The 19,793-nt window shown below is 71.3% G+C and carries 22 protein-coding genes; 14 read left to right on the forward strand and 8 right to left on the reverse strand.

Features of this window, described 5'->3' with window-relative positions; translation table 11 throughout:
- The first annotated feature begins 5 nt into the window (after positions 1-5).
- The 3 genes from AB0H93_RS39220 (at position 6) to AB0H93_RS39230 (ending at position 2,959) form a co-directional block, all read left to right on the forward strand.
- Positions 6-1,202: a transglycosylase SLT domain-containing protein gene (locus tag AB0H93_RS39220; protein ID WP_358580779.1), complete on the forward strand. Its 1,197-nt coding sequence runs from the start codon at positions 6-8 to the stop codon at positions 1,200-1,202.
- A gap of 154 nt (positions 1,203-1,356) precedes the next feature.
- Entirely contained in the window at positions 1,357-2,529 is a 1,173-nt protein-coding gene (locus AB0H93_RS39225) for a pyridoxal phosphate-dependent aminotransferase (RefSeq protein WP_358580782.1), read from the forward strand.
- Positions 2,530-2,794: 265 nt separating this feature from the next.
- Positions 2,795-2,959 carry a hypothetical protein gene (locus tag AB0H93_RS39230; protein ID WP_358580785.1) on the forward strand — a complete coding sequence of 55 codons (165 nt, stop codon included), beginning with the start codon at positions 2,795-2,797 and terminating at the stop codon, positions 2,957-2,959.
- Between the two features lie 57 nt (positions 2,960-3,016).
- Here AB0H93_RS39230 and AB0H93_RS39235 read toward each other — a convergent pair whose 3' ends face one another.
- Positions 3,017-3,613 carry an HAD family phosphatase gene (locus AB0H93_RS39235; RefSeq protein ID WP_358580863.1) on the reverse strand — a complete coding sequence of 199 codons (597 nt, stop codon included), beginning with the start codon at positions 3,611-3,613 and terminating at the stop codon, positions 3,017-3,019.
- 22 nt (positions 3,614-3,635) lie between these two features.
- The gene (locus AB0H93_RS39240; RefSeq protein WP_358580788.1) at positions 3,636-4,658 is read right to left on the reverse strand and encodes a GntG family PLP-dependent aldolase; all 1,023 of its coding nucleotides are present in this window, start codon (positions 4,656-4,658) and stop codon (positions 3,636-3,638) included.
- A 162-nt stretch (positions 4,659-4,820) separates the two neighbouring features.
- Between AB0H93_RS39240 and AB0H93_RS39245 the strand changes: the two genes are divergently transcribed.
- The 4 genes from AB0H93_RS39245 to AB0H93_RS39260 all read left to right on the forward strand — a co-directional run bounded on the left by AB0H93_RS39245 (position 4,821) and on the right by AB0H93_RS39260 (position 7,264).
- Positions 4,821-5,336, forward strand: a complete 516-nt coding sequence (locus tag AB0H93_RS39245; RefSeq protein WP_093264083.1) for a SigE family RNA polymerase sigma factor — start codon at positions 4,821-4,823, stop codon at positions 5,334-5,336.
- Positions 5,337-5,350: 14 nt separating this feature from the next.
- Positions 5,351-5,998, forward strand: a complete 648-nt coding sequence (locus AB0H93_RS39250) for a hypothetical protein (RefSeq protein ID WP_358580791.1) — start codon at positions 5,351-5,353, stop codon at positions 5,996-5,998.
- A gap of 225 nt (positions 5,999-6,223) precedes the next feature.
- Positions 6,224-6,547 (forward strand): multidrug efflux SMR transporter, encoded by a 324-nt coding sequence (locus AB0H93_RS39255; protein WP_358580793.1) that lies wholly within the window; start codon positions 6,224-6,226, stop codon positions 6,545-6,547.
- 132 nt (positions 6,548-6,679) lie between these two features.
- Positions 6,680-7,264, forward strand: coding sequence for a TetR family transcriptional regulator (locus AB0H93_RS39260; protein WP_358580795.1), 585 nt, complete (start codon positions 6,680-6,682; stop codon positions 7,262-7,264).
- On the opposite strand, the gene AB0H93_RS39265 is transcribed toward AB0H93_RS39260, so the two are convergent.
- The 3 genes from AB0H93_RS39265 to AB0H93_RS39275 form a co-directional block, all read right to left on the reverse strand.
- Entirely contained in the window at positions 7,252-8,997 is a 1,746-nt protein-coding gene (locus AB0H93_RS39265) for an ABC transporter ATP-binding protein (RefSeq protein ID WP_358580797.1), read from the reverse strand. The genes AB0H93_RS39260 and AB0H93_RS39265 overlap by 13 nt on opposite strands.
- Positions 8,994-10,559 carry an ABC transporter ATP-binding protein gene (locus AB0H93_RS39270; protein WP_358580801.1) on the reverse strand — a complete coding sequence of 522 codons (1,566 nt, stop codon included), beginning with the start codon at positions 10,557-10,559 and terminating at the stop codon, positions 8,994-8,996. The genes AB0H93_RS39265 and AB0H93_RS39270 overlap by 4 nt, the downstream gene beginning before the upstream one ends.
- Before the next feature lie 67 nt (positions 10,560-10,626).
- Positions 10,627-10,893 (reverse strand): hypothetical protein, encoded by a 267-nt coding sequence (locus tag AB0H93_RS39275; RefSeq protein WP_358580803.1) that lies wholly within the window; start codon positions 10,891-10,893, stop codon positions 10,627-10,629.
- A gap of 260 nt (positions 10,894-11,153) precedes the next feature.
- Here AB0H93_RS39275 and AB0H93_RS39280 point away from each other — a divergent pair, with 260 nt between their 5' ends.
- The 6 genes from AB0H93_RS39280 to AB0H93_RS39305 all read left to right on the forward strand — a co-directional run bounded on the left by AB0H93_RS39280 (position 11,154) and on the right by AB0H93_RS39305 (position 15,832).
- Positions 11,154-11,696, forward strand: a complete 543-nt coding sequence (locus AB0H93_RS39280; protein ID WP_358580805.1) for a SigE family RNA polymerase sigma factor — start codon at positions 11,154-11,156, stop codon at positions 11,694-11,696.
- The gene (locus AB0H93_RS39285; RefSeq protein ID WP_358580807.1) at positions 11,693-12,526 is read left to right on the forward strand and encodes a hypothetical protein; all 834 of its coding nucleotides are present in this window, start codon (positions 11,693-11,695) and stop codon (positions 12,524-12,526) included. The genes AB0H93_RS39280 and AB0H93_RS39285 overlap by 4 nt, the downstream gene beginning before the upstream one ends.
- 93 nt (positions 12,527-12,619) lie before the next feature.
- On the forward strand, positions 12,620-13,285 hold the full coding sequence (locus tag AB0H93_RS39290) for a hypothetical protein (protein ID WP_358580809.1): 666 nt from the start codon (positions 12,620-12,622) through the stop codon (positions 13,283-13,285).
- A 173-nt stretch (positions 13,286-13,458) separates the two neighbouring features.
- Entirely contained in the window at positions 13,459-14,892 is a 1,434-nt protein-coding gene (gene purB / locus AB0H93_RS39295; protein WP_358580811.1) for an adenylosuccinate lyase, read from the forward strand.
- Positions 14,893-15,003: 111 nt separating this feature from the next.
- A complete protein-coding gene (locus AB0H93_RS39300; protein ID WP_358580866.1) occupies positions 15,004-15,363 on the forward strand; it encodes a helix-turn-helix transcriptional regulator in 360 nt (119 codons plus the stop codon).
- Between the two features lie 61 nt (positions 15,364-15,424).
- Positions 15,425-15,832 carry a VOC family protein gene (locus tag AB0H93_RS39305; protein WP_358580813.1) on the forward strand — a complete coding sequence of 136 codons (408 nt, stop codon included), beginning with the start codon at positions 15,425-15,427 and terminating at the stop codon, positions 15,830-15,832.
- 41 nt (positions 15,833-15,873) lie between these two features.
- On the opposite strand, the gene mca is transcribed toward AB0H93_RS39305, so the two are convergent.
- Both mca and AB0H93_RS39315 read right to left on the reverse strand, forming a co-directional pair.
- Complete coding sequence (gene mca, locus AB0H93_RS39310; protein WP_358580815.1) at positions 15,874-16,761, reverse strand: mycothiol conjugate amidase Mca; 888 nt, start codon at positions 16,759-16,761, stop codon at positions 15,874-15,876.
- Positions 16,758-18,167 (reverse strand): DHA2 family efflux MFS transporter permease subunit, encoded by a 1,410-nt coding sequence (locus AB0H93_RS39315; protein WP_358580817.1) that lies wholly within the window; start codon positions 18,165-18,167, stop codon positions 16,758-16,760. Before AB0H93_RS39315 ends, mca begins: the two co-directional genes overlap by 4 nt.
- 246 nt (positions 18,168-18,413) lie before the next feature.
- Here AB0H93_RS39315 and AB0H93_RS39320 point away from each other — a divergent pair, with 246 nt between their 5' ends.
- Positions 18,414-19,016 (forward strand): TetR/AcrR family transcriptional regulator, encoded by a 603-nt coding sequence (locus tag AB0H93_RS39320; protein WP_358580820.1) that lies wholly within the window; start codon positions 18,414-18,416, stop codon positions 19,014-19,016.
- 75 nt (positions 19,017-19,091) lie between these two features.
- On the opposite strand, the gene AB0H93_RS39325 is transcribed toward AB0H93_RS39320, so the two are convergent.
- The gene (locus AB0H93_RS39325; protein WP_358580822.1) at positions 19,092-19,742 is read right to left on the reverse strand and encodes a TenA family protein; all 651 of its coding nucleotides are present in this window, start codon (positions 19,740-19,742) and stop codon (positions 19,092-19,094) included.
- Positions 19,743-19,793: the final 51 nt, after the last annotated feature.

Consider the following 19,793-nt stretch of genomic DNA (forward strand, 5'->3'; position numbering starts at 1 on the left):
ATCTGATGGGGATTTCGGGAGAGGTGGCGGGCAAGCCCGGTGGGGGCGAGCTCGCCGAGCAGCTGCGCAAGATCGAGAACAGCAGGCCGGACGACATCCGCGCGATCGGCAACCGCTGGCGCGACGCGGCCGGCCGCACCGGCGACCACGGCAATGACCTCGGCCAGGCGGTGCGCGGTCTCGACGGGGCGTGGGAGGGCGCGTCCGCGGACGCCTTCGTCGGCTACATGGGCAAGGTGACCGGCGGGTTCGACAAGGCACGCGAGGCGCTGCAGAGCTCCGCCGACGTGCTGGACCGGGCGGCGCAGGGCGTGCAGTCCGCCAAGGACGAGGTCAACGCGATCGGCGAGCGGGCGCTGTCGGACGCCCGGGCCGCCGAGGACGCGTACCAGAAGGAGATCGCCGGGGCGACCGACGACGCGGCCAAGGAAGAGGCGGCGCGCCGGCGCGACGACGCCATCACCAGGGCCATGAAGGAGCACGCCCAGGAGGCCAAGGGCAAGATCGACGACGCGAACGCGAAGCTCGGCGCGGCGCTGGGCGAGTTGCGCGGTGCCGGGGCGGGGCTGACCGGCGCGTTCTCCTCGTTGCCGAAGGCGGGCGAGCAGCCGTTCACGCCGGCCCCGGGCCGGCAGGTCGACTGGGACATGACGCCGCCCGAGGCGACCAAGCAGCAGTCCAGCACGCCCGGCGGCGAGTCGAGCTCGTCCGGCGGCTCGGGCGGTTCCGGCGGCGGCTCCGGTGGGGGTTCCGGTGGCGGCGGCGGTGAGTCCAGCGGTGGTTCCGGTGGCGGCGGTGGCGGCCTCGGGCCCAGCGGCGGCCCGCCCAGCGGTGGCCCGCCGCCCGGCAACGTCGAGGAGTGGATCCGCGAGGCCATCAAGATCCTGCAGGCCAACGGCGTCCCGGTCACCGAGGAGAACATCGACGAGATCTGGACGATCATCGAGAAGGAGTCGGGCGGCAACCCGCACGCGATCAACGACTGGGACTCCAACGCGGCGAAGGGAACGCCGTCGAAGGGCCTGATGCAGTGCATCGACCCGACGTTCCAGGCGCACAAGCTGCCCGGTCACGACGACATCTACAACCCGGTGGACAACATCATCGCGGGTGTTCGCTACACCTTCGACCGCTACGGCGGCTTCGAGGGGCACCCGGGCCTGAAGTCCATGGCGGGCGGCGGTGGCTACCAGGGCTACTGAGTTCCTGTTTCCAACGGCGCCGTGAGTCTTTTGGGCTGTTCTGGCAGCTCAACGGACTCACGGTCCCGTACCTGCGGGAACGCGGCGTCCGAGACGTGCTGGCGAGTGTCGGCCAGGTGTTCTGCATCGACCAGGCGCCTGGCAGGCTGTTGGCATGTTCGACAGCGCCACTGCACTTCGGGTCGCCGAGCGGGCGGCCGTTGAGCCGTTCCAGGTCATGGAGGTCCTGTCGGCGGCCGCCGCGCGGCAGCGGACGAAGGGCGACGTGGTCTCGCTGGCCGCCGGTCAGCCCGCCACGCCCGCGCCGAAGGCCGTGCGCGACGCCGCCGCGCAGGCCCTGCACCACCACGCGCTCGGCTACACCGAGCAGCTCGGCCTGCCCGAGCTGCGCGAATCGATCGCCGGGCACTACGACCGCGCCTACGGGCTCGCGGTGCAGGCCGACGACGTCGTGGTGACCACCGGCGCCTCCGGCGCCTTCCTGCTCGCGTTCCTCAGCGCCTTCGACGCCGGGGACCGCGTCGCGCTGGCCCGCCCCGGCTACCCGGCCTACCGGAACATCCTGGCGGCGCTGGGCTGCGAGGTCGTCGAGCTGCCGTGCGACGAGACGACCCGCTTCCAGCCGACCGTGGAGATGCTGGACGCGCTCGACGAACCGATCCACGGGCTGATCGTGGCGAGTCCGGCGAACCCGACCGGCACGGTCCTCTCCAGCGACGAGCTGGCCGGGCTGGCGCGGTGGTGCGGGTCCAACGGCGTGCAGCTGATCAGCGACGAGATCTACCACGGTCTCAGCTACGGGGACCCGCTGCACTCGGCCTGGGAGTTCTCCCGCGAGGCGATCGTGGTGAACTCGTTCTCCAAGTTCTGGTCGATGACCGGCTGGCGGCTGGGCTGGATGCTGGTGCCGCCGCGGCTGCGCCGCGCGGTCGACTCGCTGACCGGGAACTTCACGCTCTGCCCGCCCGCGCTGTCCCAGCACGGCGCGGTCGCGGCGTTCTCCCCGGACGCCTACGCCGAGGTCGACGCGCACGTCGAGCGCTACCGCACGAACCGCGAGCTGCTGCTGAGCGGCCTCGGCGAGCTCGGCATCACGCGGGTCGCCCCGGCCGACGGCGCGTTCTACGCCTGGGCGGACATCGGGCACCTCACCGACGACGCGACGGGGTTCTGCCGGCGGCTGCTGGACGAGACCGGGGTGGCGGTGGTGCCGGGCGTCGACTTCGACCCGGTGCTCGGCAACCGCTTCGTGCGGCTGTCCTTCGCGGGCAGCACCGAGGACATCGCCGAAGCCCTGGACCGCCTGGCCCGCTGGCTCCCCCGCTGACCACCCCCGGTCCGGAGGGCCACCCCGTTCCGGAGGGCCACCCCGTTCCGGAGGGCCGCTCCGGTCCGGAGGGCCGCAATTTCCATTGAAATTGAAGGTCCAATTCCAATGGAAATTGCGGCGTCGTGACCGGGCGGAGGGGCCGGCGGTCTCCGGGAACCCCTGAGTTTTCCCCGGTATCGGTTTCGGCGGGCCGATTCGGGCCGATGATCTGGCAGGCTGGACGCAGGACGGGGAACGGCGTGGTCGAGCTGAGGTGCGTGCGATGTTGTGGAAGGTGATCGGCGGACTGCTGCTGCTGTGGCTGGTGATCTCGGTGGCGGGCTTCGTCATCAAGGGGCTGTTCTGGCTCGCCGTCATCGGCGGCGTGCTGTTCGTCGCCACCGCCGCGATCGGCTGGGCCCGGGACCGCAAGCAGATCAAATCCTGAACCATTCGGCGGGGAGCGAGGGCGCCTTCGATCTGGACGAAGGCGCCCTTCGCGCGTTCAGGGCAGGATGCCGTGGGCCCGGAGGGTTGCGCGGGCCGCGTCCGCGCCCTGCCAGCGCTCCGCGTGGAGGCCCTCTTCGCGGGCGCCGTCGACGTTCTCCTGCCGGTCGTCGAAGAACAGGCACTCCGCGGCCGGCGCGTCGAGCGTTTCGAGCAGCACCCGGTAGATCGCCGCGTCCGGCTTCGCCAGGCGCAGGTCACCCGAGAAGATCAGGTGCTTGAACAGCCTCGCCCAGCTCTCCTGCTCCGCCGCGCGCCCGAACGACGACGGCGCGTTGGACAGCACCGCCATCGTGACGTCCTGCCGGTGCAGGTCTTCCAGCAGCTGCAGGGTTTCCGGCGCGGTCTCCAGCCAGCCGCCGGCGTCGGCGCGGGTCAGCCGCGCGGACAGCTCGGCGTCGACGTCCTTGCCCAGCCGCGCCGCGACCGCCCGCCAGTACTCCACATCGGACAGACCCCAGTCGTAGGCGAGGCGCTCGGCGAAGTAGGCCCGCTCGAACTCCGATGGCTCGACTCCGAGCAGCGCCGCGATGCCGGGCAGCGCAGCCGTGCGCCGGCTGATCACCTCGCCGTAGTCGAACACGATCCAACGCACCACGAGCCCTCCAACGGGAGTCCTACAGCCGGGCTCCGCCGATCCTGCGGAGCGCTTCCTCGATGTCGGTCTTGGACACGTCGCGGTGCGTCACGAACCGGACCTGCCCGCTCATCGGCACCGCCCGCACCCCGATCGCCTGCAAGCGTCGCAGGGTCAGCTGGACGTCCGGAACCGCCGCGAGAACGATGTTGGTCTGCGGTGGGGTGACGTCCCAGCCGAGCTCGGTGAGCCCATCGGCGAGCGCGCGGGCGTTGTCGTGGTCCTCGGCGAGCGCGTCGAGCCGGTCCAGCGCGACGAGCCCGGCCGCGGCGAGCACGCCGCCCTGCCGGACGCCGCCGCCGAGCATCTTGCGCACCCGGCGGGCCTCGCCGATGAATTCCTCGCTGCCCGCGACGACGGAGCCGACCGGCGCGCCGAGCCCCTTGCTCAGGCAGGCCTGCACGGTGTCGACGCCGACGGTCAGCGCGGCCGGCGGGACGCCGAGTGCGACCGAGGCGTTCCAGAGCCGGGCGCCGTCGAGGTGGACCTTCAGGCCGCCTTCGCGCGCGGCCGCCGCGAGCATGACGTGCTCGTCCGGCGGGACGACGGAGCCGCCCGCGCCGTTGTGCGTGTTCTCCAGGCACAACAGCGTGGTGTGCAGCATGTCGTAGGCGGCTGCGCCGCCCAGCTGGGCCCGCACCGCCTCGGCCGTCGGGCGTCCCGGCCCGGCGCTCCAGTCCAGCGGCTCCGGCATGCCGCCGGCCAGCCAGGCCGCGGAGCCGAGTTCGTAGTTCAGCACGTGGGCGCCGCGCGGCGCGAGGAACCGGTCCCCGCGTTTCAGGTGCAGCATCAGGGCGATCAGGTTGCCCATCGTGCCGCTGGGCACCCACAGGGCGGCGGCGGTGCCGAGCAGCTGCGCGGCGCGTTCTTCCAGCGCACGCATCGTCGGGTCGTGGTCGAGCACGTCGTCGCCGACTTCGGCCGCGGCCATGGCCGCGGACATCTGCTCGTCGGGACGCGTGACCGTGTCGGAACGGAGGTCGATCGGCGCCGTGTTGGTCACGAACAGATCACACCACACCGGCACCGGGTTCGGGCAGCAACCCTGCTGACACCGCTGCGGCGGCTGCGGTATCAATCACAGGTGGATCGTCGGGGCCGTGCAACGCCTGCGGCCGGCGATTCCGTCCGTACAGGTGCAGGCACAACGAGCGGAGAGTTCCGCGTGGACCAGCGCGAAGAGCAGGAGTTCGCGGAGTACTTCGCGGCTCGGCGGGAGGCGGTGCGTCGAATGGCGTACATGATGTGCGGCGATTGGCACCGCGCGGACGATCTCGCCCAGACCGCGTTCATCGCGTTGCACCGGCACTGGCGCAAAGTCCGCGACAAGGGCGCGCTGGACGCGTACGTGCGGCGCACCCTGACTCGCGCGGTGATCGACGAGTCCAGACGGCCGTGGCGGCGGGAGCGCGCCGCGGAGGTGCTGCCGGACCGGCCGGTGGACTCGCCGGACGTGGACAACTCGGTGGCGACCAAGCAGACCCTGCTCGCGGGCCTGCAGAAGGTGCCGCCGAAGCAGCGGGCGGTGTTGGTGCTCCGATTCCTGGAGGGGTTGGACGTCGCGGGGGTGGCGGCAGTCATGAAGTGCAGCGAAGGCAACGTGAAGAGCCAGTGCGCCCGGGGGCTGGCGGCGTTGCGGGAAGCGCTGGGCGATGAGCTCGGCGACCTGCGGTCGGCGTGAGGAGGTGCGGGTAGGTGGACGAACGCAAGCTCGAGGAGCTGTTCCGCGATTCGGTGCAGTCCGTGCCTCCGGCGTCGTTCGACGAGAGCGACGTGGCGCAGGCATCGCGGCGGATCACGGCGCGCCGCCGGATGGCGGCGTTGGGCGGCACGGTGGTCGCGGCCGCCGTGCTGGTGGGCGGCGTCGGCCTGGGGACCGGCATGTTCGGCTCGTCGTCGAGCAGCAACCTCGCGAGCCGGCCGGAGACCGCGTCGACCTCCCCGCGTGTCGAAGGGCCGGGCGTCCTGGGTGACCGCTCGGGCCGGTGCGGGCCCGACGCGCAGCTCGCGGCGGCCGTGACCAAGCAGCTGCCGGAGGCCGCCGGGATGGCGCCGGTCGCCCCGGACCCGTGCCCGTCCGGCGCGAAGACGGCTTCGTTCGTGCTGCGCGACGGGTCTTCGTCGGGCAGCGTCACGGTGATCGTGAGCCCGGTGGGCGCGGTGGCGCCGGAGCAGGCGACGCCCGGCGACGTGCGGCGCCCGGACGGCACCGAGCAGTCGGTGCGCAAGGCGCGCAGCGGCAAGCTGGTCGTCGTGCTCAGCGATCCGGACGCCGGCTCTCCGGCGGCGCCGTACGGCGCGCGGATCGCGTCGATCGCGGGCGGCCTGGCCGACCAGTTCTGATCGTTCGGCCTGATCAGCGCCCGTGCGCGTTTTGTGCCGCTATGGCAGCACGAACCACACGCGGGCTCTGAACTGCGGAAACGGTTCTCCGCGCGTCCCTCGTGTCCGGTATGTGGTGGCATCGCACACCAGAACGGTACTTCCGTACCAGATTATTGGTACGTTAGTACCAGACAGCGGGTGAGCGGCCCGGCTGCCGGATCGAGGGAAGGGCGACCAGCAATGATGGCCTGGATCATTCTGATGGTTTCGGGAATTTTCGAGGCGGGTTGGGCGATCTCGCTCAAGCTCTCGCACGGCTTCAGCCGGCTGATCCCGACGGTGTCGTTCTTCGTGCTGGCCGCCATCAGCTTCGCGGGCCTGGCGTACGCGATGCGGACGCTGCCCGCGGGCCCCGCGTACGCGGTGTGGACCGGCGTCGGCGCCGCGCTGACGGCGATCATCGGCATGGTCTGGCTGGGCGACGGCGTCTCCGCGATGAAGCTGGTCTCGATCGTGCTGATCGTCGCCGGCGTGATCGGCCTGAACCTCGCGGGCGGCGGCCACTGACCCCACGCACGGGGCATTTCTCGCGAAATCGCGCCGGTGGTCGTGAGTGGTGGTGGTCGCCCAGGCGGCCATTGCCGCTCACGACCGTTCGTGTGACCACGCCGTGCTCGCTGACGAATAGGATCGGCAGACATGACAGCGGCCAGTACTCCGAAGGGCGAGCGGCGGCGGCAGGCCTTGGTCGTGGCTGCCGCGCAGCTGCTGGCCGAGGGCGGCTTCGAAGCCGTGCGGCATCGTGCGGTCGCCGAGCGCGCCGGCCTGCCGCTGGCCTCCACCACCTACTACTTCTCGTCGCTGGACGACCTGGTCAGCGCCGCCGTCGAGTACGAGTCGCGGCAGGAGCTCGCCACCGGCCGGGCCCGGCTCGACGAGCTCGCCGAGCGCCCGCGCGGCACCGACGCGGTGATCGAGCTGCTGCTGGACCTCCTGCTGGGCACCGGATCGCGCGACGGCGGCGCGGAGCCGGTGCTGCTGCGCTACGAGCGGCTGGTCGGCTCGCCGCGCCGCCCCTACCTGGCGCCGTTGATGCGCGAGCTCAGCGCCGAACTGCACGACCTGCTCGCGGAGATCTTCGCCCGCAGCGGCATGGAGGTCGGCCGCGAACGGCTGCTCGAACTGATCGCGCTGGTGGACGGCGCGGTGGTGAACGCGCTGATCGAAAGCGACCCGGATCCCCGCGGCGCGGCGCGCCGGATGCTGCGCTCTCAGCTCGGCTGAGCCACCCGGTACAGCCGCGCGTACGAGCCGTCGGCGGCGAGCAGCTCCTCGTGGCTGCCCAGCTCGACGATGCGCCCGTCGGACATCACGGCCACCTGGTCGGCGTTGCGCGCGGTGTGCAGCCGGTGCGCGATCGCGATCACCGTGCGCCCCGCCAGCAGCGTCGAAAGCGCCCGTTCGAGCTCCCGCGACGTGACGTTGTCCAGCAGCGATGTCGCCTCGTCGAGGACCACCGTGTGCGGGTCGGCCAGCAGCACCCGGGCCAGCGCGAGCTGCTGCGCGCGGGCCGCCGGAACCGGGTGCCCGCCCGCGCCGAGGACCGTGTCCAGCCCGTCCGGCAGCGCCGACACCCAGTCGTGCAGCCCGACCGCCTTGAGCGCGTCGGTCAGCTGGTCGTCGTTCGGGTCGCCGTCGGCCAGCGCGAGGTTCTCCCGGAGCGAGCAGGCGAAGACGTGGTGCTCCTGGGTCAGCAGCACCACCTCGCGGCGCAGCCGCGCGGCGGGCAGGTCGGTGATCTCCGTGCTGCCGAAGGCGACCGATCCGGAGTCCGGCCGGCTGATGCCGGCGATCAGCCGGCCGAGCGTCGACTTGCCCGCGCCGGACGGGCCGACGATCACCAGCCGCTGACCGGCCGGGACGGTCAGGTCGATGCCGTGCAGGATCTCCCGGTCCTCCCGGTAGGAGAAGCGCACGTCGCGGATCACCAGGTCGCGACCCGGCTCCTCCCCGGGGCGGGACGCGTCGTCGTCGGCCACCGGGATCTCGCGGACGCCGAGGATGCGTTGCAGCGCCGTGTGCCCGGTCTGCAGCTCTTCGAGCCACATGAACAGCTCGTCGAACGGGTTCGACATCGCCTGCGCGTAGAGCACGACGGTGATGATGGTGCCGAGCTCGACGAGCTCCGCCTGGTACGCCCAGCCGCCGATGAGCAGGATCGCGCCGATCGGCAGCACGTACGACAGTTCCAGGAACGGCAGCCACACGGTGAGCAGGTTCCGGTGCCGCTTCTCCGACGCGGCGGCCCGGTCGAGCACCTGCTCGTTGCGCGCCCGGCGGCGCGCGCCCAGCCGCAGGGCCGCGATGGCCCGCGCGCCCTCGACGGATTCGTGCGTGCTCGACTGGACTTCCGACCAGTTCGCCGCGACCTGCTCGATGTTCGGCAGCGAACGCGGGAAGTACCAGCGGGTGCTGAAGACCATCAGCGGCACCGCGATCAGCATCCCGCAGGCGAGCAGTGGCGAGGTGATGATCATCGCCGTGCCGGTCAGCACGATGGTGATCAGCGCCGTGGCGATCTCGGGCGCGGCGTTGCGGATCGTGTAGTCGAGCCGGTCGACGTCCGTGGTCGCGCGGCTGAGCAGGTCGCCGGTGCCGGCCGCCTCGACGGTGCCCAGCGGCAGCCGCAGCGCGTGGCCGACCATGCTCTCGCGCGATTCCGCCAGCAGGTGCTCGCCGAGCATCGTCGCGCGCAGCCGGGCCGAACGAGCCAGCAGCGCCTGCACCACCAGCACCACGAGGAACATCGCGGCGAGCAGGTCGACGTATCCGGTGGTGGTGCCGGTGACCACCGAGTCGACGAGGGAACCGAGGATCTGCGGCCCGATCAGCCCGACCAGCGTCGTCAGGCCGAACAGCAGCATCATCGCGGCGAAGCGGCGGCGGTGCACCAGGAGCGTGCGCCACATCCAGCGGCGCACCGCGGTTCCGCCCGCCAGCGGCAGTTTCGTGCTCATGCGTCCGCTCCCGAGTGCCGCACCTGATCCGCCACGGCCATCCACAACGGACTTTGGCTCAGCACCACGGTGGTGCGTCCGCGGCGCAACTCGCCGACCCGCTCGGCGATCCTCGCCTCGGTGTGCGCGTCGACCGCCGAGGTCGGCTCGTCCAGGATCAGCACGTCGGCGTCCGAGCACAGCGCGCGGGCGAGCAGCAGGCGCTGCCGCTGACCGCCGGAGAGCGAGCGGGCGCGCTCGTCGAGCAGCCCGTCGGCGGGCAGGGCCGACATCACGTCGTGCGCATCGGACGCGTGCAACGCGGTTTCGACGTCCACATCGGACTCCAGGTCGATCTCGGTGCGGGCCGGTCCGGAGAACAGCTGGTCCTGGTTGTGCGCCAACACGATTCGGCGGCGCACCTCGGCCGGATCGACGTCGCGCAGCGGCACGCCGCCGGCGATCGCCGCGCCTGCGAGGCGTTCTGCGAGGGCCTCCGCGTGCTCGCCGGCGTCGATCACGGTCAGCTCGCCCGCCGGGATGCGCAGGCCGCTCTCCTCGTCGAACAGATCCAGCGGGCCCGGCGGCAGCGGCTTCGGGTGCTCCGGCGGCGCGGGCTCGGGTTCCAGCCGGAGCAGCGAGCCCATCCGACCGGCGGCGACCTGCGCGGACGCGAACGCGTAGGCCGCCTCGGTGGCGGTGCGGACGGGGATGACCAGGTACGCCGACACGCCGTAGAACGCGACGAGCTCGCCAACGCTGATGTCGCCGTCCAGCGCCAGCCGCGCGCCGATCCAGGTGACCAGCACCGTGACCAGGCCGGGCAGCAGGATCTCCGCGGCGGCCAGCAGCGCCTCGATCCGCCCGGCGGCCACCCCGGCGACCCGGACCCGCTGGGAGGCGTCGACGAACCGCGCGTGGAAGCGGGACTCGCCGCCGACGCCGCGCAGGATCCGCAGCCCGGACACGATGTCCGCGGCCTGCGCGCTGACCTGCGACAACTCCTCGCGCTGCGCTTCCTCGCGGCGGCGCAGCGGGGCCAGCAGCGGCCCGATGCCCACGGTCGCCAGCGGCACGCCGATCAGCACGATGACGCCCATCACCGGCGAGATCCACAGCACCGCCGCGGCGGCGACCGCGAAGGAGACCAGCGATCCGGTGGCCCGTCCGATCACCTCGAACACCCCGCCGATGCGGTAGATGTCCGTCGCGCCGACCGTGACCACCTCGCCCGCCCGGACCTTGCGGGTCAGCGTGCCGCCGAGCCCGATCACGTGGCCCAGCACGATCCGCTGGGATCCCGCCGCGCCGTGCAGCCAAAGCGTGTGCGAGGCCCAGTTCAGCGCGCCGGCGGTGGCCATCAGCGTGAGGCCGAGCGCCACCACGACCAGCACCCAGCCCAGCAGCGCGCCGTCGACGCCGTCGCGGATCCCCTCGTCGATCGCCCGGCCGACCACCAGCGGCATCAGCGCCGTCGGCAGCATCCACAACGCGCCGGAAATGGTCGCAAGCGTCAGCAGTCCCGGCCGTTGCGCCAGCAGGGACCACAGGAACCGGGGTGCACTCGAACCGCGCGAAGTCATGGTGACATCGACCGTAGTTCGCGCCGTGGGGCCCGGTCGACCGATTTTCCGCCGGTCTCCGGGGTGGTCAGAAGTCCCAGGTCGTTTCCGCGAAATCGCCCTCGGCGGCTTCCCGCGAGCATTCCGGGCATTTGTCGGTGACCGGTTTCGAGTTCGGTTCGCGCCCGCTCGGCGTGGGCTGCGGAACCTTCAGCGCGGTGCCGCACAGGGCCGGTATCGACTGCCCCGCGTACACCGCGCCGGGGCGAAACGTGGTGGCGTGTCTCAGGGTGAGGCCCATGCCGACGATCCAGAACACGTCCTGCCGCTCATCGCGGAACACGTCGATGGCCATCCGTTCGTAGTTCCTTTGTTCGCATCAACCCGGTGGTGCACCAACGATATGGTCGGGATTTGCCGCCGTCCAGCGAGGGCCGGGTCATTTAGGGCCGAATTAATGCACCGATCCGGTATCGATCGCGAATCCCGTGCCGCGCCACGGGATTACCTGCCGGGGTGGCGGTGGTCCTCGGGGATAACGAGTTGCGCGTTCGTGCAACCCCGCGCGGCCCGGCGCCGTAGACAGCGGCGGTAGCGCGAAAGGAGACCGATTCCATGCGGGCCGAACGGGAACAGGAGTTCCGCGAGTTCGCCGCGGCGCGTGCGCTGTGGCTGCGCCGCTCGGCGTACCTGCTGTGCGGGGACTGGCATCTCGCCGAAGACCTCGTCCAGAACACGTTTCTCAAGCTCTACCGGGCATGGCGGCGAGTCGATATGTCCACAGTGGATGCATATGCGCGGAAGGTGCTGTTCCGGGCGTGGCTCGACGAGAGCCGTCGACCGTGGCGGCGCGCGGAGCGGCGCGACGGCTCGCTGCCGGAAACCGGTGGCGACACGGCCGATCCGGCCGAGGCGGGACTGCGCTCGTGGAGCCGGGAATTTCTGCTGCGCGCGTTGTCCGAGGTCCCGCCGAAGCAGCGGGCGGTGCTCGTCCTGCGCTATTGGGAGGACCTGCCCATCGCCGAAGTCGCCGCGGCCCTCGGGTGCTCCGAAGGCACGGTCAAGAGCCAGGCATCGCGTGGACTGGAGAACCTGCGCGCCGCCATCGCCACATCCGATCCCGACCTGGCCTCGACGGCCGCGAGGAGGAGCGAGTGATGCAGGAAGAACTGCTGCGCGAGGGAATGCGGGCCGCCGTCGACGACGAGCCACCGCTGGGCTTCTCGCCGGACGACCTGGTCGCCGAGGGCAAGCGCCGGCAGCGCAGGCGGCGCGCCACGATCGGCGCCGTGGCGGCGACCCTCGTCGTCCTGGCCGGCGCGGCCACCGTGCCGGGCATGATGACCGGCCCGACGCCGATCGTCCCGGCGGCACCGCAGGTCAGCGCGGTCAAGCCGATCGAGTGGCCGCCGAAGGGCATTGCGCCGATGAGCCTGCCCGAATCGCAGCTGATCGCCGAGGGCGAGCGGATCCGCGGCCACCTGGCCGAAATCATCCCCGAGGTCGACACCGCGGCCTTCAACGTCACGACCACCCAGCCGCACGGCCTCGGACCGGGCTTCGGCACCGAGGCGCCCGCGACCGTCGTGGTGCGGGCCGGCTTCGAGTACGCGCTGGTGTCGATGGGAAAGGACGTCCGACTGCCGATGCAGCTGACGGTGGTGGTGCAGGGACCGGGCACGGCGCCGGTCCGACTCGCGCAGTCGTGCGGAGACAGCGAGCCGACGCAGGTGTTGCTCGGCTGCACCACGCGCGCGCTCGATGACGGATCGATCCTCGTGGAAGGCGCGACCAGCCTCGCCTCCCTGGGTGAGGACGGGCCGACGACGCACATCGTCCGGCACTTCCGGACCGACGGCACCGTTGTCTCGGCCACCGCGTCGCACACCGCCGGCCCGGAGGCCGCAGGCCTGGGGGCCTACCGGCAGCTGCACGTGGATCGCCTCGACCTGATCGCGACCGATCGGGAAATCGCGCTGAAGGGCTGATGCCCGCCGAACCACTTTCCAATTCGAATCGCCGGATCGGAAGAAATGTCCAATTCATTGGACTTTGTCCGAAGAACGAAGGGAAATGCAGGAATGCGCACCACGACCCACCGCGGTTCCCGGCTCGGCCGGGTGGCCGCCGCCGTCACCCTGGCCGCCACCTCACTGCTGGCGCTGCCGCTGTCGGCGACCGCCGAAGGCGCCGCGGACGTCCCGGACATCCAGTGGCCCCCGGCCGGGACGACCCCGCCGAACTACCCGCCGGAGGAGATGGACAAGCACGCCACCGCCCTGCAGCAGCGGATGGAGGCGGTGTTCCCGGCGGCCGTCCCGCACGCCGCGGACCCGGTGACGCCGAAGCCCCAGCAGCTCAGCGACACGCAGTTCCTGCACGGCACGACGGTCTTCCGCGACTCCATCGGCCGCACCGGGGTGACCATGCAGTACAACGCGCCGGGCGTGGTGCAGAAGTCGCCCAAGGAGTCGTGCGAGAACCCGGGCGGAACGCCGGTGACCTTCTGCGAAGGCCGGCTGCTCGAAGACGGTTCGGTGCTGGTGCACCTGCGCTTCGAGAGCGACGGCCACGTGGTCGCGTCGGCGTACCACTACATGCTCGACGGCAGCGTGACGATGGTCAGCAGCTACAACTACGACCCGATCATCGACGACCAGCAGGACCCGACGACGCGCCCGGAGGTCGCGGTGCCCTACGAGCAGCTCGACGTGCTCGCCGCCGACCCCGAGCTCGCCCTGCACTGATCCCCCACCTCCCGAAGGGCACCGGGGGACCGCAGTTTCAATTGAAACTGCGGTCCCCCCAGGTGCCCTCCGCCTCGTCCCACGAGTCCCACGCGTCGCGGTCGGGCGCGGCTTCCGGCGCGGCGCGACCGGGTGGGCCGAACGGCGGCGGGTCGCCGGTATCCTGGCTGTTCGTGACGGTCAAGCCCAGCATTCCGAACGTCCTCGCCGCCCGCTACGCCTCGCCCGAGCTGGTCGAGCTGTGGTCCCCGCAGCAGAAGATCATCCTGGAGCGCAAGCTGTGGCTCGCGGTGCTGCGCGCCCAGGCCGACCTCGGCATCGAGGTCCCCGAGAACGCGGTCGCCGACTACGAGCGGGTGCTGGAGCAGGTCGACCTGGACTCCATCGCCGCCCGCGAGCGCGTCACCCGCCACGACGTCAAGGCCCGCATCGAGGAGTTCAACGCCCTCGCCGGCCACGAGCAGATCCACAAGGGCATGACCTCCCGGGATCTCACCGAGAACGTCGAGCAGCTGCAGGTCCGGCTCAGCCTGGAGCTGGTCCGCGACCGCACGGTCGCCGTCCTGGCGCGGCTCGGCAAGCTCGCCGGCGAGTACGGCGAGCTGGTCATGGCCGGTCGCTCGCACAACGTCGCCGCTCAGGCGACCACGCTCGGCAAGCGCTTCGCCACCGCCGCCGACGAGCTGCTCGTCGGCTTCCACCGGCTGGAGGAGCTGCTCGCGCGCTACCCGCTGCGCGGCATCAAGGGCCCGGTCGGCACCGCGCAGGACATGCTCGACCTGCTCGGCGGCGACCCGGCGAAGCTCACCGAGCTGGAGCGCCGGGTGGCCGGCCACCTCGGCTTCGGCAGCACGCTGACCAGCGTCGGCCAGGTCTACCCGCGCTCGCTGGACTTCGAGGTGCTCACCGCGCTGGCCCAGCTCGCCGCCGCGCCGTCCAACGTGGCGACCACGATCCGGCTGATGGCCGGGCACGAGCTGGTGACCGAGGGCTTCAAGCCGGGCCAGGTCGGCTCCAGCGCGATGCCGCACAAGATGAACACCCGGTCCTGCGAGCGGGTCAACGGCCTCGCGGTGGTGCTGCGCGGCTTCGTGTCGATGGTCGGCGAGCTGGCCGGCGACCAGTGGAACGAGGGCGACGTGTCCTGCTCCGTGGTGCGCCGGGTGGCGCTGCCGGACGCGTTCTTCGCCTTCGACGGCCTGCTGGAGACGTTCCTGACGGTGCTCGACGAGTTCGGCGCGTTCCCCGCCGTGGTCGCCCGCGAGCTCGACCGCTACCTGCCGTTCCTGGCCACCACGAAGGTGCTGATGGCGGCGGTGCGGGCCGGGGTCGGCCGGGAGACCGCGCACGAGGCGATCAAGGAGAACGCGGTGGCGGTCGCGCTGGCGATGCGCGAGCAGGGCGCGGAGCGCAACGACCTCCTGGACCGGCTGGCGGCCGACGACCGCCTCCCGCTGGACCGGGCGGAGCTGGACGCCCTCCTGGCGGACCGCCTCGCCTTCACGGGAGCGGCGGCGGCCCAGGTCGGCGGCATCGTCGACCAGGTCGAGAAGATCACGACCCGCCACCCGGAGGCGGCGGCCTACACCCCAGCCGACATCCTCTGACGGCAGCCGGAGGGCGCCTTCGACCGGTCCTGGTCGGAGGCGCCCTTCTCGTTCCGGAGAACGTGGTGGGATGGCGTTGTGAGCCGCGCTACCGAAGAGAACAACCGCCGCATGCTCCGGGCGCGGGATGCGATGGACCGCGCCTACGCGCAGCCGTTGGACGTTCCGGCCCTCGCCCGGATCGCCCACGTGTCGGAAGCGCACTTCGCACGCACCTTCCGGGCGACCTTCGGCGAGACGCCGCACCGCTACCTGCAGCGCCGCCGCGTCGAGCGCGCGATGTTCCTGCTGCGGGAGACCGATCGCAGCGTGACGGACATCTGCTTCGCGGTCGGCTTCGGCAGCCTGGGAACGTTCAGCCGCACGTTCCACGACATCGTCGGCAGCTCGCCGCGGACGTACCGCAGGGAAGCGGTGGCCACGAACGTGCCGACCTGCTTCGTGATGGCGTGGGCGCGGCCGAGTTCCTGAGCCCGCCGATCGATCAGTTCTGGATAAGTTTTCCGGGGCCCGGCTGATTAGCGTGCTGTCCATGTTCAACGCCATCACGCACTCGCAGATCTACGTCCTCGACCAGGACGAGGCCCTCGACTTCTACGTCGGCAAGCTCGGCTTGGAGGTCAACGCCGACGTCGACATGGGTTTCATGCGCTGGCTGACCGTCAGCGTCCCCGGTCACCCGGAGCGTCAGATCCTGCTGGAGAAGCCGGGGGCTCCCTCGCTGTCCGAGGAGACCGCGCAGGAGGTCCGCGAACTGGTGACCAAGGGCGCGATGGGCGGGTGGTTCATCCTCACCACGGACGACTGCCACAAGACGTACGAGACGTTGCTGGCCAGGGGCGTCGAGTTCACCGAGGAACCCACCGAGCGCCCGTACGGGATCGACTGCGGCCTCCGCGACCCCTTCGGCAACCGCCTCCGCTTCACCCAGCTGACCTGAGCGCCGGGGCCGGACTCACCGCTCGTGTGCACCTTGGATCGCTATGGCGATCCAAAGTGCTCACGAGACCTGGCCTGGTCCGTCGTGATCCCGGCGAACAGGTCGTCCTCGGGGAGCGTCGTGTCGACCAGGGTGCGGGCCAGGTGGTAGTCCTCGGTCGGCCACACCTCCCGCTCGACTTCGCGCGGGTGCGCGAAGAACGGGTGGTCCGGGTCCATCTGCGTGGCGTGCGCGAGCGCCGCCCGGTCCCGGGTCTCGAAGTGCTCCGCGCACCGGATCCGGGTGGTGACGGCCAGGTTCGGCGCGGTGTCCGGCCAGTCGGCGAGCACCGGTGCGAACAGCGACTCCAGGCCGCGCGCCGTCATCGCCTCGTCCAGCGCCTCGAACCACGCCCGGGACAGCGCGGCCTGGTAGTACAGCTTCAGCGGCTGCCACGGCAGCCCGTCGCCGGGGTAGCGCGCCGGATCGGCGGCCGCCTCGAAGGCGGCGGCGGTCACCTCGTGGGTCCTGATGTGATCGGGATGCGGGTAGCCGCCGGTCTCGTCGTAGGTGATGACCACGTGCGGCCGGAACTCGCGGATCGCGGCGACCAGCGGCCGGGCCGCGACGTCGAGCGGCTGGACGGCGAAGCAGTCGTCCGGCAGCGGCTCGCCGTCGGCGGGCAGCCCGGAGTCGACGAACCCGAGGAACCGCTGCCGCACGCCGAGGATCTCCGCGGCGGCGGCCATCTCCTGCTTGCGGATCTGGGCCAGGTCCGCCCGCACCTCGGGGCGGTCCAGCCGCTTGTTGAGCACGTCGCCGCGCTCCCCGCCGGTGCAGGTCACGACCAGCACTTCCGCCCCTGCGGCCGCGTAGCGGGCCAGGGTGGCGGCGCCCTTGCTGGATTCGTCGTCGGGGTGGGCGTGCACGCTCATCAGGCGCAGGGTCATTTCGGCTCCTCCTTCGCGGCGGGCAGCAGGAATGCGGGGATCAGGCTCAACGCGGTGATGCCGAACGCCCACCAGAAGGTGTCGCCGAACGCGGCCGCCGGTTCCGGCGCCGACGAGCCCTGCAACACCACCACCAGCAGTGCGGTGCCCAGCGATCCGCCGATCCGGTTGAGCACGTTCAACGCGCTGGCCGCGCGGGGAACCTCGTGCCGCTGCACGCTCCGGTAGACCGCGGCCATGCCGGGGGCCATCGTCATGCCCATGCCGATCCCGCGCAGCAACAGGGAAGCGGTCAGCAACCAGCCCGGCGGCTGGGCGGCGAGCTGGGTGAACGACACCGTTCCGACCAGGGCCACGAGGATGCCGGTGAGCAGCAGCGGTCGCGGTCCGATCCGGTCGGAGAGCCGCCCGGCCGCGAACGTGGTGATCGCGGTGCCCAGCGCTTGCGGCGCGAGCAGCAGCCCGGCGGCGAGCGGTCCGACGTGCTGGACCTGTTGGTAGTAAAGCGGAATCAGCAGCATCGAGCTGTAGAGCGAGGCGCCGAGCAGGAACGAATTGCCGGTGGCGGCGGCAAATCCCCGGCGAGCGAACAGGCGCAGGTCGATCAGCGGCGTGCCCCGGCCCCGCAGCGCGTGCACGCCGTAGCCGATCAGCAAAGCCATGCCTGCGGCCAGCGAAGCCACCGTCCACATTGAACCGAACCCGCCGGAAGCCCCGGCCGCGGTGAACCCGTACACCACGGCGGCCAGCCCGGGCGAGAGCAGCAGCAGGCCGACGGCGTCCAGCCGGTTGCCGCTCGCGGTGCCCGGCTCGGACGGCAGCACCCGCACCGCGAGCCACAGCGTGACGAGCCCGATCGGCAGGTTGATCAGGAACATCCAGCGCCAGTCCAGGCTCTGCACGATCGCGCCCCCGAGGATCGGGCCGACCACCGGCGCGAGCATCACCGGGATCGACGTCACGCCCATCACGCGGCCGATCTTGGGTCCGGCGGCCTGGGCGACCATCGCCTGACCGATCGGCTGCATCATCCCGCCGCCGATGCCCTGCAGGACGCGGAACGCGACCAGCGCCGGGGCCGACCAGGCGATGCCGCAGAGCGCGGACCCGCCGACGAACAGGGCCACCGAGACCAGCCACATCCGCTTGGCGCCGAACCGCTCGGACGCCCAGCCGGAGATCGGCATCACCAGCGACACGGCCAGCAGGTATCCGGTCGACACCCACTGGATCGTGCTCAGCGGGCTGCGCAGCTCGCCGGCGACCGCGTCGATCCCGACGTTGACGATCGTGGCGTCCAGCCCGCCCAGCACCGCGCCGAGCAGCAGGACTCCGGCCATCCGCCACAGCTGCGCTGGAACCTCGTCATCCGGTCGCGCCGCCGGGGCGGCCTTCGCAACCGTCATCGCACCTCCTCGCATCGAGCAACGGAAGCTAACTTAGGTCGAACCCGATAATTAGGTCAAACACATTATTTGGGTGTGACCTAAGTCAGTAGCTAGGTTGGGCGGCATGAGTAGCCCTGTGCCAACCTCAGTCCTCCTCAACCGCACCCCAGGGGACCGTGACGCAAACCAGCCACGAGAAACCACGCGACGGGAGATCGGGCTGAACGCAACCACCACTGTGGATCGCGGAGAGGCGGACCAGTCATGAGCACGGAGGGACTGCGGGAACGGCGCAAGCGGCAGACGAGGCAGGAGATCTCGCACGTCGCGACGCGGCTGTTCATCGAGCACGGCTTCGAGAACGTGACGATCGCGCAGGTGGCGACGGCGGCCGGGGTGGCGAAGATGACCGTCACCAACCACTTCCCGCGCAAGGAGGACCTGCTCCTCGACATGCACGAGGAACTGGTCGCCGGGCCGGCGCAGGCGGTCTTGGAGCGCGAGCCGGGCGAGTCGGCGCCGGCGGCGCTGCGGCGCGCCTACTTCGAGGCGCTGGCCCGGCGCGACGCGCTGATCGGCTTCTCCGGAGCGGAGTTCGTCCGCGTGATCAGCGGAAGCCCGACGCTGCAGGCCCGGCTGCGGGAGATCCACGAGCAGCGGGAACGGGCGCTGACCGACGCGCTGGCGCCGGAACTCGCCGAGTTCACCGCGACGCTGCTGGCGGCACAAGCCACGACGGCGTACCGCGTGCTGCTGGAGGAGATCTTCAGGCGAACGCTCGACGGCGCGGACCACGAGGAGATCGCGGCGGCGATCGAACCCCTCGCCGAGCAGGCCTTCGACGGGCTGCAACGAGCCTTCGAGTGAGCCGGATCCAAGGCCAGCGGCCGTGAGCACTTCGTGTCGCTAGAGCAGCACGAAGTACTCACGGGGCCTGACCCGTCACTTCCAGTGGGCGTTGAAGAAGTCGAGCTCGCAGCGGGTCGCCTGCTGGAACACGCGCAGGCAGCGGGCCCGCTCGCGCTCGTCCAGGTCGGCGCCGATCCGGTCGAGCTCGCCGCACAACCACCGCACCCAGCCCTGGAAACCGGAGTTGTTGTGCAGCGTGATCCACTCCGCGTGCACGAAGTTCTCCGGCAGCGAGGCCGGCGCGCGCATCGCCCACTCCAGGTAGGTCCACTCCGCGACGGTCAGCACCGTCAGCACCTCGGCGTAGCTGCCGTTCGCGTTGGCGTCGCTCATCACGTCGCGGAACGCCACCGTCGCCTCGTCCAGCACCGGGCGCACCCGGTCTGCCTCGCCGACGCCCAGCGCGTCGAACGAGCGCTGGAAGTAGGTGTTCTCCTCGCTGGTGACCACGGCGATGCTGCCCGCGATCGCCAGCCGCGACGAGTAGCGATCCGCCTTGGCCAGCGCGGAACCCAGCAGCGCCAGGAAGTCGTCGACGAACTGGTAGTCCTGCACCAGGTAGGAGCGCATCGACTCGACCGGCACCAGCCCGTCGAACAGGGCCTCGGTGAACGGGTGCGTGACGACCGCGGTCCAGTCGGGCTCGCTGCGCTGGCGGAGCCAGTCGGTGAATGTCTCGGTCACGAAGTCCTCCTGTGCTCGATCGGGGCTGGTCCGGACGGCCCACGCCGGTTC

The organism is Saccharopolyspora sp. NPDC050642 (genome assembly GCF_040654735.1).
In the GTDB taxonomy this organism is placed as follows: domain Bacteria; phylum Actinomycetota; class Actinomycetes; order Mycobacteriales; family Pseudonocardiaceae; genus Saccharopolyspora; species Saccharopolyspora elongata.